General features: G+C 49.9%; 14 protein-coding genes. 10 read left to right on the forward strand and 4 right to left on the reverse strand.

The window, feature by feature from the left end; genetic code table 11:
- Nucleotides 1-29: 29 nt before the first annotated feature.
- Entirely contained in the window at nucleotides 30-446 is a 417-nt protein-coding gene (locus tag VSR74_RS05050) for a hypothetical protein (RefSeq protein ID WP_347793697.1), read from the reverse strand.
- Between the two features lie 365 nt (nucleotides 447-811).
- Here VSR74_RS05050 and VSR74_RS05055 point away from each other — a divergent pair, with 365 nt between their 5' ends.
- On the forward strand, nucleotides 812-1,438 hold the full coding sequence (locus VSR74_RS05055) for a helix-turn-helix domain-containing protein (RefSeq protein WP_347793698.1): 627 nt from the start codon (nucleotides 812-814) through the stop codon (nucleotides 1,436-1,438).
- A 393-nt stretch (nucleotides 1,439-1,831) separates the two neighbouring features.
- Here the strand turns inward: VSR74_RS05055 and VSR74_RS05060 are convergent, their stop codons facing one another.
- The gene (locus tag VSR74_RS05060; protein WP_347793699.1) at nucleotides 1,832-2,599 is read right to left on the reverse strand and encodes a LecA/PA-IL family lectin; all 768 of its coding nucleotides are present in this window, start codon (nucleotides 2,597-2,599) and stop codon (nucleotides 1,832-1,834) included.
- A 633-nt stretch (nucleotides 2,600-3,232) separates the two neighbouring features.
- Between VSR74_RS05060 and VSR74_RS05065 the strand changes: the two genes are divergently transcribed.
- From VSR74_RS05065 to VSR74_RS05075, 3 genes are all read left to right on the forward strand, one after another.
- On the forward strand, nucleotides 3,233-3,592 hold the full coding sequence (locus VSR74_RS05065; RefSeq protein WP_347793700.1) for a LecA/PA-IL family lectin: 360 nt from the start codon (nucleotides 3,233-3,235) through the stop codon (nucleotides 3,590-3,592).
- A gap of 92 nt (nucleotides 3,593-3,684) precedes the next feature.
- Nucleotides 3,685-3,900, forward strand: a complete 216-nt coding sequence (locus tag VSR74_RS05070) for a hypothetical protein (RefSeq protein ID WP_347793701.1) — start codon at nucleotides 3,685-3,687, stop codon at nucleotides 3,898-3,900.
- A 192-nt stretch (nucleotides 3,901-4,092) separates the two neighbouring features.
- Entirely contained in the window at nucleotides 4,093-5,901 is a 1,809-nt protein-coding gene (locus VSR74_RS05075) for a hypothetical protein (RefSeq protein WP_347793702.1), read from the forward strand.
- A gap of 64 nt (nucleotides 5,902-5,965) precedes the next feature.
- Here VSR74_RS05075 and VSR74_RS05080 read toward each other — a convergent pair whose 3' ends face one another.
- Nucleotides 5,966-6,475: a hypothetical protein gene (locus tag VSR74_RS05080; RefSeq protein ID WP_347793703.1), complete on the reverse strand. Its 510-nt coding sequence runs from the start codon at nucleotides 6,473-6,475 to the stop codon at nucleotides 5,966-5,968.
- Nucleotides 6,476-6,854: 379 nt separating this feature from the next.
- Between VSR74_RS05080 and VSR74_RS05085 the strand changes: the two genes are divergently transcribed.
- The 3 genes from VSR74_RS05085 to VSR74_RS05095 all read left to right on the forward strand — a co-directional run bounded on the left by VSR74_RS05085 (nucleotide 6,855) and on the right by VSR74_RS05095 (nucleotide 9,356).
- Nucleotides 6,855-8,144 (forward strand): sensor histidine kinase, encoded by a 1,290-nt coding sequence (locus tag VSR74_RS05085; protein ID WP_347793704.1) that lies wholly within the window; start codon nucleotides 6,855-6,857, stop codon nucleotides 8,142-8,144.
- Entirely contained in the window at nucleotides 8,144-8,770 is a 627-nt protein-coding gene (locus VSR74_RS05090; RefSeq protein ID WP_347793705.1) for a response regulator transcription factor, read from the forward strand. Before VSR74_RS05085 ends, VSR74_RS05090 begins: the two co-directional genes overlap by 1 nt.
- A 91-nt stretch (nucleotides 8,771-8,861) precedes the next feature.
- Entirely contained in the window at nucleotides 8,862-9,356 is a 495-nt protein-coding gene (locus VSR74_RS05095) for a GlcG/HbpS family heme-binding protein (RefSeq protein WP_347793706.1), read from the forward strand.
- A gap of 81 nt (nucleotides 9,357-9,437) precedes the next feature.
- Here VSR74_RS05095 and pepN read toward each other — a convergent pair whose 3' ends face one another.
- Entirely contained in the window at nucleotides 9,438-12,050 is a 2,613-nt protein-coding gene (gene pepN / locus VSR74_RS05100; RefSeq protein WP_347793707.1) for an aminopeptidase N, read from the reverse strand.
- Between the two features lie 265 nt (nucleotides 12,051-12,315).
- On the opposite strand from pepN, the gene pncB reads away from it, so the two are divergent.
- The 3 genes from pncB to VSR74_RS05115 all read left to right on the forward strand — a co-directional run bounded on the left by pncB (nucleotide 12,316) and on the right by VSR74_RS05115 (nucleotide 16,767).
- Entirely contained in the window at nucleotides 12,316-13,518 is a 1,203-nt protein-coding gene (gene pncB, locus VSR74_RS05105; RefSeq protein ID WP_347793708.1) for a nicotinate phosphoribosyltransferase, read from the forward strand.
- 166 nt (nucleotides 13,519-13,684) lie between these two features.
- On the forward strand, nucleotides 13,685-15,085 hold the full coding sequence (gene asnS, locus VSR74_RS05110) for an asparagine--tRNA ligase (protein ID WP_347793709.1): 1,401 nt from the start codon (nucleotides 13,685-13,687) through the stop codon (nucleotides 15,083-15,085).
- A 599-nt stretch (nucleotides 15,086-15,684) separates the two neighbouring features.
- Entirely contained in the window at nucleotides 15,685-16,767 is a 1,083-nt protein-coding gene (locus tag VSR74_RS05115) for a porin (RefSeq protein ID WP_347793710.1), read from the forward strand.
- Nucleotides 16,768-16,893 lie beyond the last annotated feature (126 nt).

Here is a 16,893-nt window from a genome sequence, read left to right on the forward strand (position 1 = left end):
CGGATGAGCCTTGTATCATCCGGCGATCATCATTTACTGGATTCACATCTGTAATCTTCTTTCTGCCCTGCCGCTGTCACCTGCATCGGGAAAATGACCGGTTTGCTCATGTCGACATGCAGGTAGCGGGGATTTTTGCTGTCACGCGTTTTAAAGTCCATAACAACCAGATTCGCATCTGCGCGGGTCGGCGCAATATAGTGGAAAACCTCCCCCTTCATCGTCAGCGTTTCATCTTTCGACTTCAACACTGCCGTCGCCTTCTCCCCTTTTGCATCCATACAGTTCAGTATCAGGGTACTGAAATCGCCTGAAGCAGTGGGCGTGGTACTCTGTTGCTGCTCCGGGTTGCTGGCCGGTTTATTCGCATTTTTATTTGTATTTTCTGCCGAACATCCGGAAATAATAAATAGAATAAATATGGATGCTGCTTTTTTAGAGAACATTTTTTCCTCACAGGAATATGCGGTATTGGTAATGGAAATTTGACAAAATTATACATATATAAACAAACGCAAATTCCAGAATATTGTCAACGTCCTGGATAGTTTATCTTAGCATTTTTAACCATAGTTCAGGCAAGGATAATTTGAGATAAATCTTAAAAGAATTTTATTTCGTCACTTTTTCAGATTTATCAATATAATAAGGCCACGGCACAGCCCTTACGCAGGGTACAAGAGCTTATTAGACTGTTTCATTAAATGGTGTATTCAAACATCATCAGCGCCCTGTACATATTTTCAGCTTAAACCTTATGCGTTTGAGAATTTTGGTCTTACCTTACAACTGGAAGTCACAATACGCTAAAATGAAGTCATATACTCAAAAACCCATTGCATCCCTGGAACTCATTGTTGAACACATTATCAAGCATGCTAATTATGAATCAGTGACAATAGCGGAAGAGAACTTCAGGTTACAGCGTGAAAAATATCTATATTTTGTTACATCTGGAAATTTCACTCTTAGAAACCAGACCAATAACCATATTAACTTCGTTGACTCTGCCCCTTTCATCGTAGGTATTGTCAATAACAAAGATTTTACCGATGGGGGCATGGTATTCAGCCCACAAAGCGAGTGTACCGTTCTGATCATGGATCGTCAGGAGGCAGATAATATCTTCAGCGAAAAGGGTTTCTGGAAAATCCTCTATCTTTTTACTACCTATGTCATTCAATCCATGCTTATAACAAAAAACATGACGCATGGTGCTAACAGTTATAAGAAAATCAAGAACTGCATTGAGTCGCTGCAACAGCTTCCTGACGATGTTAAGAGTAAGATCAGCGCCATTCAGTTCATCATCAATGAAACAGGAATATCCAGGAGTCGGGTCTCAGCCATCCTTGCTGAGCTTAAGAAAGGGGGATTCATTAAAGTGACCCGCGGAAAACTCATTTCTGTCGATAAGAGTCTGCCCCATGATTATTGATAACGCCAGATGACATTCGATGTCCTCAACAGGACATTATGGTTTGTCACCCTTTACTATAATTAATCAGATAAGACGGCAAATGATTATAGTAAAGGACAGCGCGATGCTCATCAGGAATAATATCATTAACTGCTGGAGTTATGCTCTTTCAATTATCCTGGTGTGTTTTGTATGGCTGGGGTTAGTATGCTCCATCGCCATTCTGGTAATAATCACAACACAAACGCTACAACCGCAAAATTCATTATTTTTAATTTTTATTTTTCAACTAACATGTCTGGCGACGATGTGCGCTTATTTTTTACTGGGGCTTATCAAAAAGCCGCTCCGCTACAATGCCGGGTAAGTTATAGCGCCACGGAGCCGAAAGACTCCGTAGCGCCGCCGTCATTAACCGTTCAGCACCACAATATTAACATCATACCCACCGGTATTATTGGCATATTCTGTGGCCACATTGGTGTCGTTGAAGATCAGAGCAATCTTTCCATCCTCCGGCACTTCCCACGGATCGCCGCCGCTGCCAATTGCATGAAGATGCTCGCCGACCTTAATCACCAGTTGCCCGGCGATTGCACCGGAATAGACAAACGTGCTGTCAGGCGTTTGCGCTGAAGGATGCTGGCTATCGCCATCAGGGCCAAACTTGCGCCCCCGGCTGTCATACTGCGCTTCACCCGAGGCAACGAGGATGATTTTGTCCCCTTTGGCCACGGTGATGTCTGTGCTTGTCCAGTTAGCGTTGGTCGCGGCGACATGTCCCCGCCATTGCGCTTTTTTAGTCACTGCAACGGTTTTATTCTCAGTGAGATATACCTCACCTTCGAATGCACCGTTGTTATCTGAATGCGAGGAGTCATGGACATACAGAATCAGCTCACCGCTTTCAGGCGCAACCCATTGATACACGCCTCGGCCAATATCGTAGTTTTTACCGGAAGTAGAGAAACGCGCTTTCAGCACGGCATCCTTCGCCAGCTTCGAGCCGTCTTTCATCCTGGCATCAGGGAATGCTATAGCCCATATTTCCCGACCGTAGTAAACCCAGCCTCCAGCGATGATGGTAATTTTATCACCCGCATTAATTTTCAGACCTGTTGGTGTACCATTCGCGTCTTTCGCATCAATTTTACCAGACCAGTTTGGTGACACAGTCATAGAACTCTCCGTTATAGTGAGTAACTGAAATAAAGGGTATGTTGCGATTTTATTATTGCCATACTGTTGTATATTCAGCATCAAATAAATCAACCCGGCACTTTCAGAATAACCAGCCTCACTTAAATATCAATCAAAAAATATCACTCACCTTAACTTTATTAACTCATCCGCCTCTTACTCAACTTGCATTAAGAACAATCTTATTCAAGATATCCAATAAAATACATTCAGAAACAGATGTATTAAAACCCAAACAAACAAAGGAAAAATAAAATGTCTTTTTCTGGACACTAACCGTAATTTTCAACGAGAAATAACCACACCACAATCATGCCTAATACAACAACAAGCCTGAGATAATTCTCATAAACAAATAAAATACAACCATTAAAACAATCAGTTAGTTGATTATGAAATAAAAAATAACACTTTCAAGCTAATAATATTAATAATCAAAACGCTCTTTCTGGAAAAACAAAAAATGTCTGCTTGTTGCGTGTTTGTTGAATAACTCACAATTGATGCATAGTATTACCACTGATATTCAACCTGAGCTTTTTAATCAACGCTGGAACCGACACGCATAACGATTCCATAGTGGAAATAAAGCAACCCTGACAGGAGTAAATGATGTCTGAGCAAAAAATCTGGTCTGGTAAAGTCCCTGCCAATATCGCCACCGGCGTCGATACCGGAATTAGCGTGAGCACCGGTGACGTATTAACTATTCGCGCCACCGGATGCATCAACTATGGTGCCGAAGCGCATAAACTGGGGTTTCCTGATGGCCGCGTTAAAGAAGGCATGGTATTCGACTCGACGAAGGTACTGAAAGCCCGATTCGCGGATTCCGGAAAAAGCTATGATATAGGTTCATCCGTTATTAACTGGCCTGTTCCGGAAAAAGGGACATTGCAGCTTTACGTAGCAGATACCCCAAACGGTTACTCCGACAATAAAGGCAACTTTGACGCGGAAGTTTATAAATAAGTTGCTGAACGATATTATGCCCAGGTTTACTGCGCTCCCGATTATCCGGGAGCAGTAAACCTGCCTATAGACTCATTAAGGCAGGAGATATAATGCCCGGTATGTTAGACCGTATACTCTGGAACCACACCCCATTCGCCTTCCTTTTTTTGTTTGTTTTTTGTGTGGTTGCGGATGTTCTGGCTATGTGGTTACTGAAATTTAAGCCAGATGATGCATTCCTGACAGCGATAGCCCTGTTCCTGCTGCTGACAAGCTTGTATTGCTATCGACTGGCACGGTTAACCAAAAAATACCGCCGCCGCTAAATAGCGTTGATATATAGAAAGAGAGTTGTCTGCTTATTTCCTTGTCGATGCCGGGCAATCGATAACTAAAAAGGTTCGGCCATCAATTCAGCAGCAATAAAGCTCGCCTGATACTTAATAAACAACACACTCACCGGGGGAATTAAATCGCCTGTCCGGGAAATCCCTTTATCCTTTTTAGGAGGATTAATAATGTCTGAAGATCTGAAGCCCGTTGATTTAGTCGTTGTGATTGATTCCAGCCTCTCAATGGAAGATGAAGCTGTAGCACTCAGTGAGGTACTCAGTGGCGCCGTTGAAGAGGCGAAAAAATCATGCCCTTCCGACCTGCGAGTCCAATTTCTGGGAATCGAAGGCACCTTTGCTGGCAGTGAATTTTCGCAAACCGTCCGTGAATATATGGCGGCAAAAGGGATTGATACCAGCACGCTGCGCGGCCGGGTAAGAGACAGCGTAAAAAATGCCGGCGCCCAGGAAGATGTCGCCCGTTCCGTTGAAGATATCAGTAGCCACTTCGACTGGCGCGAGAACGCAGAACGCAACCTGTTTGTCCTCGGCGATGAAAGCCTGGAAGGCGGCGAAATGGTGCTCGATCAAAGCAAAATCCAGGCCTGCGACAAAGCGATAGCCAGCGCCCTTCGCCATGGCGTGAAAGTGCATACTTATCTTGGAACCCCTCACAAAGACTCGCCCTATCCCTCCGATGAAGACGAAGCGGCGATGGCAAAAGAGTACAAGCGTCTGGCGCTGCGCACGGGCGGTGAGCACTACATCTATACCAAAGGCTCCCCTGACTTTGTCACCGTACTAAAACAGACCATCTGCGCCAGCCGCATCCCGCAGGATGAAAGCATCGCAGATAAAAAAGGCGAAGCCGACACTCTGGAAAATATCGCTAAACCGCAACCCTCTGCCAATATCTGTCACCATGCCGGGGAGATTGTGAAGGCAGTCAACACCCTGGCTGGGGTACTGGACAAACTTGTCGACGCCTGTCGCCCTGGTAACGGCAACCATAGCGACTGCAAATGCCACCAGCCCCAGGGAGACGCGGTTAATAGCAGCAAGGTACCCACCGACCCAAAGCCTCAACCCCCAGCCGTGGAGGCGGAAACGCCTGATCCACAGCCGGAAACAGAAGCAGAAGAGAAGCCCATTGTACAGGAGGATGTGAAACCTCTTTCGCCACCACAAAAAGATGAACTGTACGCCATCGTATTGATGGATAAGCAGATGTGGCAGGGCAATAAAGATGATAACTGTGATGTATATTCGCACAGCGCAAAAACCGGGGCGCTTATCAAAAAAGTCAGCGATTCGCCCTACAGCTATGGTCAGAGTAACGCCGTGGCCCCCGATGGTACGCACTATATTGTGCAGAATCGCAGTGATGTCTGGTTTGGCCGCCCGGAAGAGAAGACAGCCTATGTCCGGGCCAACAGTCTGTCTGGCGGCAATGCCTCCATCGATAGCTTCGGTTTCCGTCAGGACGGTGTCGGCTTCTTCTTCCATGCCACAAATAGCCAGATTAACTACTTCAAACACGATCCTGCGAACCCGAATCCTGCCAAAGCGTCGCTGAAAATTGTGCCAGCCCCAGGGGAAACGGTCATCCCGTTTGGCCAGGATCAAAGCCAATGGGTGGCGGATATCGCTTTCGATGGCAACAATCGCGCATGGCTTATCGGGTTCACCGGCAATCTGTGGGTGGTTGAAGATACTTCATCAACGACTGAGTGGCAGGCCCGCTTTGTGAAAACATTCCCGGGGCTTGAGTTGCCAGGACAGACCGGTTTTATCGGTGTTGCCTTCGATTCAACGGGAAATATTTATCTGTGTGGCGGCCAGCGAGAAACGAATCGATCTTCGCGCCGCTTTATTGCCCGTGGTTCAGTACAGGGCGATGAAAAGCTGGAGCTGATTTACGATGGCGGTTCGCTGTCAGGCTCGTATGGCGATTTGTCATCGACACACTTCCCTAAAATTAAGCTGAAAAAATAGTGGTATGGGGCAGGACTTTCCTGCCCCGAATTATCTACGCAATACTGTGTTATTCATGGCTCCCCTACGGTGTATTAGGTAGTGCAAAAACCTTTTTTTCACCGTTAGCATAGATAACCTCAAGCCAGGTCGTATCCTTATCATTCGCAGGACGTAAATCGGCAATGGCTGATGTGCCTCCAATCGAGATTTTTTCAACACGCGGAGTGCTCTGGTTTTTATTTATCATCACCCACTGCCCTGCCCGGCAGGCTGAATTCACAGGTGTATCGATGCACAGAAAGGCATAATAGGGACTATCAACCATCATATTATACTGGCTGAGTTTTTCGCCTCCCTGAATTAGTCTTTGTTGCCCTGCATTACCACAGTTATCACAAAGCATCCGATCATCCGTAGTGGATGAGAGTTTTACCGTATAGGGCAGAGGGTGCCTTTCATCGGTGAATTTTTTTTCGCTGACCTGCCGCGGCGAGTTTCGCTCCATATCCGTTGATGAATGGATACAGCCCGTGAGAGATGCGATTGCGATAGTGAAAGATAACAACAGACTCGCATGGTTTGCTGAAGGCATTTCACTTCCCTTAACGATGGATTAATAAACAGGGTATATCATAATATATTAATAATTTCCCGTTAAAGTTCGCAAGGAATGCCCTTACCTGATACATCACTCATACTGAATAATGTTTAAACAAAACATTGTGGTTGACGATGTTGTTTATACTGAGGCCATTTGCCACGAGAATAGCAGGCAATACTCAAAGTTGTCCTTATTGTCAATTAATGATATACCCGAATACCGTCATCGCACCGCCCCACTCTGTGGCTGATGGTATAGGGAGATTCTTATCACAATTACACAGAAAGATGCTAAACCCATTATCAGGCAACCCTTCCACCGCTGGCGGGATTTTTCTCCCACATTATGGAATGGCCTTCTGTGGTTTATATTGACGCTATTCACCAGCGCAGTGCTTTTAGCCTGGTGTCTGCAGCAGCAGTACGAAGAGAAATCCGCTAACTTCCGCATTCTTTATCGCGAAGTAACCGTAAAACTCTCGCAACACGATGCCATCATTCCTCTGCTGCCGGAAAAACAATACCCGCAGGAAGTACAAAAGATCCTGCCGCAAATTATCTCGTGGAGGCGCCACCATTATCAGGAGCCCCGTATCCCGATCGTTAAAGAGGGGCAAGCGCGTTACTGGCTTAATTTTTCCTCGCTCTCGTTATTGGTCGATCTGAATACCCTGCTAAAAGCGATCCCGGAAAAAGCCGCTTTTCGGCATATCGCCCTGCGCTGGAATAACACCGCACTGTACAACAGCGGTGCCCCGGAGGACGCCGGTTACTGGCGATGGGATAAAACGATTGCCAGCCCTTCTCAACCCTTTGTGCTGTCCGCCGTTGATGGCCCGGAATGGGGACAACTCACCGCAAAAATTATTCTTTTCCCCGCGATCTTCTGGGCGCTTACCCTGTATCTGTTCAGACAGTATCAGATGAACAAAAAACGTCGCGCGATTGCCGATTTACGCGCCAGCTACTCTGAACTGGCGCGGCTGAATACGCTGGGTGAGCTGGCTGCGGGGATCGTGCACGAATTGAATCAACCGCTCACCGCTGCGCTAAGCTATAACCAGGCAGCGCTGCGGCTAATCCAGCAGGATCAGACCAGTGACGTCCCGCCCCTGCTCAGCGCATCGGTTCTGCAAATCAAACGCATTGACGATTTGCTATGTCAGTTCCGTCAGCGACTCACCAGCGAGCACGCGCATTATCAACCCATTAATCTTCAAACGCTCTGGCGTCGGGTACTCACTCTGCTGGATAACGAGATCCGCCAGCAGAAAGTCCAGCCCGCCAGTGCTTTTGCAACGGATCTGCCACTGCTAAACGCTCCACCGCTGTGGGTTGAGCAGATCCTGCATAATCTTTTGAGCAATGCCATTCAGGCTCAGAAAGGACATACCGCCACCCCGTGGGTGCATCTTCAGGTATCAGCAGAGGCAGGCGGCATCACGCTCACCCTTAGCGATGGCGGGCCCGGCTTTTCCCCGGAAGCGCTGCAACGAGCCCTGATGCCTTTCTATACAACCCGCGCTGAAGGAACCGGACTCGGCATGACGTTGGTCGATACGCTGGTTCAGCGCCTTAACGGTAATATCACCCTCGGAAACCAGACTGGCGGCGGCGCATGCATTCAAATCTGGCTTCCCGTCACACCGCAGGAGACATAATGGAACACCCCATCTGGCTTATCGATGACGACGCTGCCGTCGGCGCATCACTCAGCCTGCTGCTGGCAACCGTCGGCTGGAAAACCCAGGCCTTTCAGAGCGTACAGGATTTTCGCAATGCGGCAGGCCCATTGAATCATCTATCCGGCTGTATGTTGCTGGATATCCGTATGCCTGGGAAAAGCGGTTTAACGCTGCTTGATGAGTGGCGCGCCGAGGGACTCACCCTGCCCGTCATCATTATGACCGGTCATGCCAATATCGACTTGTGTCGTCGCGCCTTCAAAAACGGCGCATTTGAGTTCCTGACCAAGCCCGTCGATGCCGATCTCCTGTTTGAGATTGTCGGTACCGCCATGGAACAACAAAAAATCAGTTTTGAGCAACAGCAGAATGCCCGGGAACGGCAGCGCAATCTCGACACCTTAACCCCCAGAGAAAACGCGATGCTGGAGTGGATAGTCCAGGGCTTTTCGAGCAAAGAGATAGCCCGCCAGTGTTCGCTATCTCCGCGAACCGTCGAAGCCCACAGAGCCAGTATTCTGGCAAAACTGGAGGTCAACTCGCTGGCTAAACTCCTGAACAAATATGCCGATCTGCTGCCGTTTCAGCCCCCAACTACGTAGAAATACCTGGAGGGGTGCGTATTCGCCTCAATAGGCGGTGAGTGGCGCAATGCTTATGATTTTCGGACATTACATAAGCAGGAGTTGTCTGATGAAACGTCTATTTTTAAGCCTGTTCGTTGCGAGCGGTATGTTCAGCGTCGCCAGTGCGGCCACAGGCGTAGTAAGCCAGCAAAATCTGACGCTGGCGTTAGCCGGTAAACTGGCTGATAGCGCCATCACGGCCTGTAGCGCAGAGAAATACAATGTCGCCGTTACGGTAGTTGATCGTGCCGGTACGCCTCTGGTCATGAAAAAGATGGATAACGCAGGCCCGCACACACCGGAAGCCAGCCGAATGAAAGCCTGGACGGCGATAACCACCAAAAACAGCAGCGAAGCGGTAATGAAGGCCGCGCAAGCCAACGCGGGCGCTGCCAATATGGGTGATATTCCGGGTCTGCTGCTGCTTGCGGGCGGCGTACCGCTAAAAGTGGGTGATGAGGTCGTTGGTGCCATTGGTATCGGCGGCGCCCCAGGAGGCCACCTCGATCAGGCGTGTGCGCTTGAGGCCATCAAAGCTCATCAGTCTGAACTCGGCGGATAAAAAGAGTTAAAAAAGCCGGGAGGCGGTAACGCCCTACCCGGCTTTCGCAACAACGTTGCATACTGGAGGAGCGAGTATTCGTTACGCCAGTGCTTTCATAATCTTCTCGTAGAGATCCCCGGAAAGATTCTCCAGCCCTTTCAGTTGTTCCAGCGCCGCACGCATCAGAGCCTGACGTTTTTCGTCATAGCGTTTCAGACGGATCAGCGGCTCAATCAGACGCGACGCCACCTGCGGGTTACGACTGTTCAGCTCGGTCAGCATCTCAACCAGGAATTGATAACCACTGCCGTCAAGCGCGTGGAACGCCGCCGGGTTGCTGCTGGCGAACGCGCCAATCAGCGAGCGCAGACGGTTCGGGTTGTTCATGGTAAATGAACGGTGATTCAGTAGCTTACGCACTGTCTCCAGCACGTTATCCGCCGGGCTGGTGGCCTGCAGAATGAACCATTTGTCCATCACCAGACCATCCTGATGCCATTTGTCGTCATATTCCTGCATCAGGGCATCACGGCACGGCAGTTCTGCGGCGACGGATGCCGCTAACGCCGCCAGCGCATCGGTCATATTATCGGCCTGGTGATACTGCTGTTTCACCAGTTTATCGGCCAGTTCACGCTCGCCAAATGCCAGATAGCGCAGGCAGGTATTGCGCAGCGAGCGCTTACCGATGTCTTCATGTTCAACGCGATAGCTCGGCAGTTTGTTGGCGTTATAAATAACCAGGAACTCATCCGCCAGTTCATTAGCCAGCGTGCGGGTCAGCGCTTCACGCACCGCAGCGATCGCTACCGGGTCAATGACCTCGAACAATTCGGCAATTTCATTGGCCGACGGCAGCGTCAGAATTTCAGCCGCCAGCGCCGGGTCGATTTTCTCGTCAAGCAGGATAGCGCGGAAGGCGTCAGCCACATGAACTGGCAGCGACAACGGCTGATTCTGCTGATGACGATTCACGTTGATCTTGATGTAATTCGCCAGCAGGCTCTGTGCGGCATCCCAGCGTGAGAAGTCGTTACGCGCGTGGCGCATCAGGAAAGTAAGCTGCTGATCGCTCCACTTATATTCCAGTTTGACGGGTGCTGAGAACTCGCGCAGTAGCGATGGAACCGGCTGGAAGTAGACGTTATCGAAGATAAAAGTCTGCTCTGCCTGGGTGACGTTCAGCACGTTGTGTACCGGATGCCCGTCCTTCTGCAGTGGGATGACTTTCCCTTCGTTATCGTAGAGCTCAATATCAAACGGGATATGCAGCGGCTGTTTCTCCTGTTGCTCTGCCGTCGCAGGCGTGCGCTGGCTGATGGTCAGCGTATACTGCTCGGTTTCCGGGTTGTAATCATCATGCACGCTGACAACCGGCGTACCAGACTGGCTGTACCAGCGACGGAAATGCGACAGGTCGACGTTAGAGGCGTCTTCCATTGCCTGCACGAAATCGTCACAGGTGGCGGCGCTACCGTCATGGCGCTCAAAATAGAGTTGCATCCCTTTCTGGAAATTCGCTTCGCCCAGCAGAGTGTGCATCATGCGGATCACTTCAGCACCCTTCTCGTACACGGTCAGGGTGTAGAAGTTATTCATCTCAATAACCATGTCCGGGCGAATCGGGTGCGCCATCGGACTGGCGTCCTCCGCAAACTGCAACCCGCGCATGGTGCGCACATTGCTGATCCGGTTAACCGCGCGGGAACCGAGGTCTGAGCTGAACTCCTGATCGCGGAAGACAGTTAGCCCCTCTTTCAGGCTGAGCTGGAACCAGTCGCGGCAGGTCACGCGGTTTCCTGTCCAGTTGTGGAAATATTCGTGGCCGATAACGCGCTCAATATCGAGATAGTCTTTATCGGTGGCGGTATCGGTACGCGCCAGCACATATTTGGAGTTAAAGATATTAAGACCTTTATTCTCCATCGCGCCCATATTAAAGAAGTCGACGGCGACGATCATATAGATATCGAGATCGTATTCGAGACCGAAACGCTCTTCATCCCACTTCATAGAGTTTTGCAGCGAGGTCATCGCCCACGGCGCACGGTCAAGGTTGCCGCGATCGACGTACAGTTCCAGCGCCACTTCACGCCCGGAACGGGTGGTGAAAGTGTCGCGCAGCACCTCGAAGTCGCCCGCTACCAGCGCGAACAGGTAGCACGGTTTCGGGAACGGATCCTGCCACTGCACCCAGTGGCGGCCATTGTCCAGTTCACCTTCCGCCACCCGGTTGCCGTTGGAAAGCAGGAACGGGTATTTCGCTTTATCGGCGGTAATTTTGGTGGTGAAACGCGCCAGAACGTCCGGGCGATCCAGATAATACGTGATGTGACGGAAGCCTTCGGCCTCACACTGGGTGCAGAGTGCTTCACCGGACTGGTAAAGCCCTTCCAGCGCGGTGTTTGCCGCGGGGCTGATTTCATTCACAATTTGCAGCGTAAAACGTTCAGGTAAGCCACTGATGACCAGATGCTTCTCTTCTTCTTTATAGTTCGTCCACGGCTCACCGTTCACATGTAAGGAAATAAGCGTTAAATCTTCGCCATCCAGTCGTAACGGCACATCGGACGCTGCTTGACGGGTAATTTGACTCTGGGCCGTCACAACGGTTTTTGCGGCATCCAGGTCAAAGGCCAGGTCGATATCACTGATCAGGTAGTCCGGCGCACGGTAGTCGCGGCGGTACTTGGCTTGGGGCTGTTGTGTCATAAAAAACCTTTAGCGTCTTTTGTAAAATGTCGTATCCAGTCTATTCCTGTTGTTTAAATCGCGCTATGCAGAATCTTCATCTTTTCCAGACAAATACCAAAAATTGCTACATTTGGATAACGGAGTGGCACGAAATGCTCTAGCGCCATGAATGGTCGTATGATGTGATCGGGGTTCAATAAATGAATAAACAAGGTATACTCCTGCTAATCTCCCTGTTGTTTATTTTACTAAACGCTCCTGTGAGAGGATGCTATTGCGCACCATGACTCAATTCGTGACACCTGTTCTGCATTCGTTGCTTGATACGGATGCCTACAAACTGCATATGCAGCAGGCCGTTTTCCACCACTATTACGACGTCAATGTCGCGGCGGAATTTCGCTGCCGTGGGGACGATCTGCTGGGCATTTATGCTGATGCCATTCGGGAACAGGTAGACGCTATGCGCTCGCTGAAGCTCAGTGATGATGAATATCACTGGTTAGCGGGGCTGCCCTTCTTTAAAGAAGATTACCTGAACTGGCTGCGCGATTTTCGCTATGACCCAACGCAGGTCACCGTCAGTAACGATAACGGCAAACTGAATATCCGCCTTGATGGCCCGTGGCGGGAAGTCATCATGTGGGAAGTACCGCTGCTGGCGGTCATCAGCGAGTTGGTTCACCGCTATCGTTCGCCGGAAGAAGGCGTGCCGCAGGCGCTGGAAATGCTGGAGCATAAACTCGCTGATTTTACGCGTATGACCGCAGACCTCGATATGTCAGCATTCCGCCTGATGGATTTTGGTACCCGTCGTCGCTTTTCACGCGAAGTACAGGAAGCGATTGTCGGACGTTTACAGCAGGAGCCGTGGTTTACCGGCACCAGCAACTATGATCTTGCGCGCCGTCTGAGCCTCACCCCAATGGGCACCCAGGCGCATGAGTGGTTCCAGGCCCACCAGCAAATCAGCCCGGATCTGGCGACCAGCCAGCGGGCGGCGCTTGCTGCCTGGCTGAAAGAATATCCGGATCAACTGGGCATTGCGCTTACCGACTGCATCACGATGGACGCATTCCTGCGCGATTTTGGCCCGGAGTTCGCTACCCGTTACCAGGGTCTGCGCCACGATTCCGGCGACCCGGTTGAGTGGGGCGAAAAAGCGATTGCCCACTATGAGAAACTGGGTATCGACCCGCACAGCAAAGTGCTGGTGTTCTCTGATAATCTCGATTTACCGAAAGCGGTCGACCTTTATCGTCACTTCTCCTCACGGGTGAATCTGAGTTTTGGCATTGGTACCCGCCTCACCTGTGACATCCCCCAGGTGAAACCACTAAATATTGTCATTAAGCTGGTGGAATGCAATGGCAAGCCGGTGGCAAAACTCTCTGATAGCCCCGGGAAAACCATCTGTCATGACAAAGCATTTGTACGCGCTTTGCGCAAAGCCTTCGACCTGCCGCAGGTGAAAAAGGCGAGTTAATCATCAAGGGGAGCCTTTCGGCTCCCTTCTTCTTTATTAATTTCTGAAATCTCCCCTTCACAGTGCGAAATCTGCTTGTCTGATGGCGGATGACAGGTAACATAGATATCTCCCTTATTTAGGGAGCAACTTATTCTTTATTGGACAACTTAACAGAGAGACTATTATGAGCGTTGTGCCTGTAGCCGACGTACTCCAGGGCCGTGCCGCCGTTGACAGCGAAGTCACCGTGCGCGGATGGGTGCGTACTCGCCGAGATTCAAAAGCTGGCTTTTCCTTCCTGGCCGTCTATGACGGTTCCTGCTTTGATCCTGTACAGGCCGTTATTAATAATTCTCTGCCCAATTACAATCAGGAAGTGTTGCGTCTGACCACCGGGTGTTCCGTTATCATCACCGGTAAAGTCGTGGCGTCTCAGGGCCAGGGCCAGAGCTTTGAAATCCAGGCAAGCAGCGTGGAAGTCACTGGTTGGGTGGAAGATCCGGACACCTACCCGATGGCGGCCAAACGTCACAGCATCGAATACCTGCGTGAAGTGGCGCACCTGCGTCCGCGCACCAACCTGATTGGCGCGGTTGCGCGCGTTCGCCATACTCTGGCGCAGGCGCTGCATCGTTTCTTCGACGAACAGGGTTTCTTCTGGGTGTCCACCCCGCTGATTACGGCATCTGATACGGAAGGCGCAGGCGAAATGTTCCGCGTCTCGACGCTGGATATGGAAAACCTGCCGCGTAACGATCAGGGCAAAGTTGACTATGACAAAGACTTCTTCGGTAAAGAGTCTTTCCTGACCGTTTCCGGTCAGTTGAACGGCGAGACCTACGCCTGCGCGCTGTCAAAAATCTACACCTTTGGCCCGACCTTCCGTGCGGAAAACTCCAACACCAGCCGTCACCTGGCTGAGTTCTGGATGCTGGAGCCGGAAGTGGCGTTTGCCGACCTGGAAGATAACGCCGCGCTGGCGGAAGCGATGCTGAAATATGTCTTCAAAGCCGTGCTTGAAGAACGTATGGATGACATGAAGTTCTTCGCTGAGCGTGTGGACAAAGAAGCCATTGAACGTCTGCAACGCTTTATCGAAGCTGACTTTGCGCAGGTGGATTACACCGACGCGGTCACTATCCTCGAAAACTGCGGTCAGACCTTCGAAAACCCGGTTTACTGGGGCGTTGACCTCTCTTCCGAACACGAACGCTATCTCGCTGAGAAACACTTCAAAGCGCCGGTGGTTGTGAAAAACTATCCGAAAGAGATCAAGGCGTTCTACATGCGTCTTAACGACGACGGTAAAACCGTCGCGGCGATGGACGTGCTGGCCCCGGGCATTGGTGAAATCATCGGTGGTTCCCAGCGTGAAGAGCGCCTGGACGTGCTGGATGCCCGTATGGCAGAAATGGGACTCAACAAAGAAGACTACTGGTGGTACCGCGACCTGCGTCGCTACGGCACCGTTCCTCACTCTGGCTTCGGTCTGGGCTTCGAACGTCTGATTGCCTACGTGACTGGCGTACAAAACGTCCGTGACGTGATTGCATTCCCAAGAACGCCGCGTAACGCCAGCTTCTAACGCTCCGCACTCGCATCAAGGCCAGCATACACTGGCCTTTTTTGTGCCCTTAACGTAAATCTTCGTCAATTACCTTAAGGATCAACCCCCTACGCTACGTAGTTTGTTACATCACATTTCTGTTAACGTTTATGCACAAAAAACGTGCAATTTCTTATGGATTTTAGAAATACCTGAGTCGATAGCATTATTTTTAAGCGAAATCATCGGCGCTCTGATACTTAATTTTAACATCTTTGGCAGCTCACATTTACACCAACACGAGCAATAAACAACCAACAACACAATTAAAGATAAGAAATTCATATAGATATCTACTATTTCACTAAATACTTCCTTAACCCCAACAGAACTTTGAGTTGCTTCACAAAGTTCCTTGTTTTTAACTTTTTGTTACACATAATTTCTTTCTGTTACTTAATTAGGATATTTGTAGCACTTTCAGGCTAGCGAAACGGTAGTTTGAATGGAAATATGCCTCTCAGACACAAAAAGACACCAAACTATCATCAATGTTTCTGTAAATTTTTATTGACAGAGGTTATTGGCGGCAGTGGCGAGTGTCGATATAAAAAAAAACCTAATGAGGGTAATAAATAATGATGAAGCGCAATATCCTGGCAGCGGTGATCCCTGCCCTGCTGGTAGCCGGTGCAGCTAATGCTGCAGAAATCTACAACAAAAACGGCAACAAACTGGACTTTTACGGCAAAATGGTCGGTGAGCATGTGTGGACCACCAATGGTGACACCAGCAACTCTGATACCACCTATGCCCGTATTGGTGTGAAAGGGGAAACTCAAATTAACGAGCAACTGACCGGCTACGGTCAGTGGGAATACAACATGGATGCATCCAATGTTGAAGGTTCCCAGGGCACAAAAACCCGTCTGGCCTTCGCCGGTCTGAAAGCCGGTGAGTTTGGTTCTTTTGATTACGGTCGTAACTATGGCGCTATCTACGACGTTGAATCCGCAACCGATATGCTGGTTGAATGGGGCGGCGACGGCTGGAACTACACCGATAACTTCATGACTGCGCGTACCAACGGTGTGGCAACCTACCGTAACTCTGACTTCTTCGGCCTGGTCGATGGTCTGAGCTTCGCGCTGCAGTATCAGGGCAAAAACGAAGACCGCAACATTCAGAAGCAGAACGGTGATGGCATCAGCACCTCTGCCACCTGGGCATTTGGTGAAGGTTTCGCGGTTTCTGCGGGCTATGCTAACTCCAATCGTACCCTCGACCAGAAAACCCAGGCTAACAGCGCCGGCGGCGATAAAGCTGAAGCATGGGCAACGTCTGCGAAGTACGATGCAAATAACGTCTACGCTGCGGTCATGTATTCCCAGACTTACAACATGACGCCGGAAGATACAGGCTTTGCCAACAAAACCCAGAACATTGAAGCAGTGGTTCAGTACCAGTTCGACTTCGGCCTGCGTCCCTCCGTTGGCTACGTTCAGTCAAAAGGTAAAAACCTCGCTTCCCGTCCTGGCTTCGACGGCGGCACTGCTGACCTGCTGAAATATATCGAAGTAGGCACCTGGTACTACTTCAACAAAAACATGAACGTCTACGCTGCGTATAAATTTAACCTGCTGGACGACAACGAATACACCGCGGCTACCGGCTTGTCTACCGACGACCAGGCGGCAGTGGGTATCGTGTATCAGTTCTAATCAGTACGCCACTTTGTTATATGCATAAGAAACAGGGCTTCGGCCCTGTTTTTCTCATTTCAGCCAGTGAATAATCGCGACTTTTGAAAAGGCTCGCGCTTTTCATTGCAAACGGTTGGCATTTTG

The sequence above is a fragment of the Pseudocitrobacter cyperus genome, assembly GCF_039889165.1.
Lineage (GTDB): Bacteria > Pseudomonadota > Gammaproteobacteria > Enterobacterales > Enterobacteriaceae > Pseudocitrobacter > Pseudocitrobacter cyperus.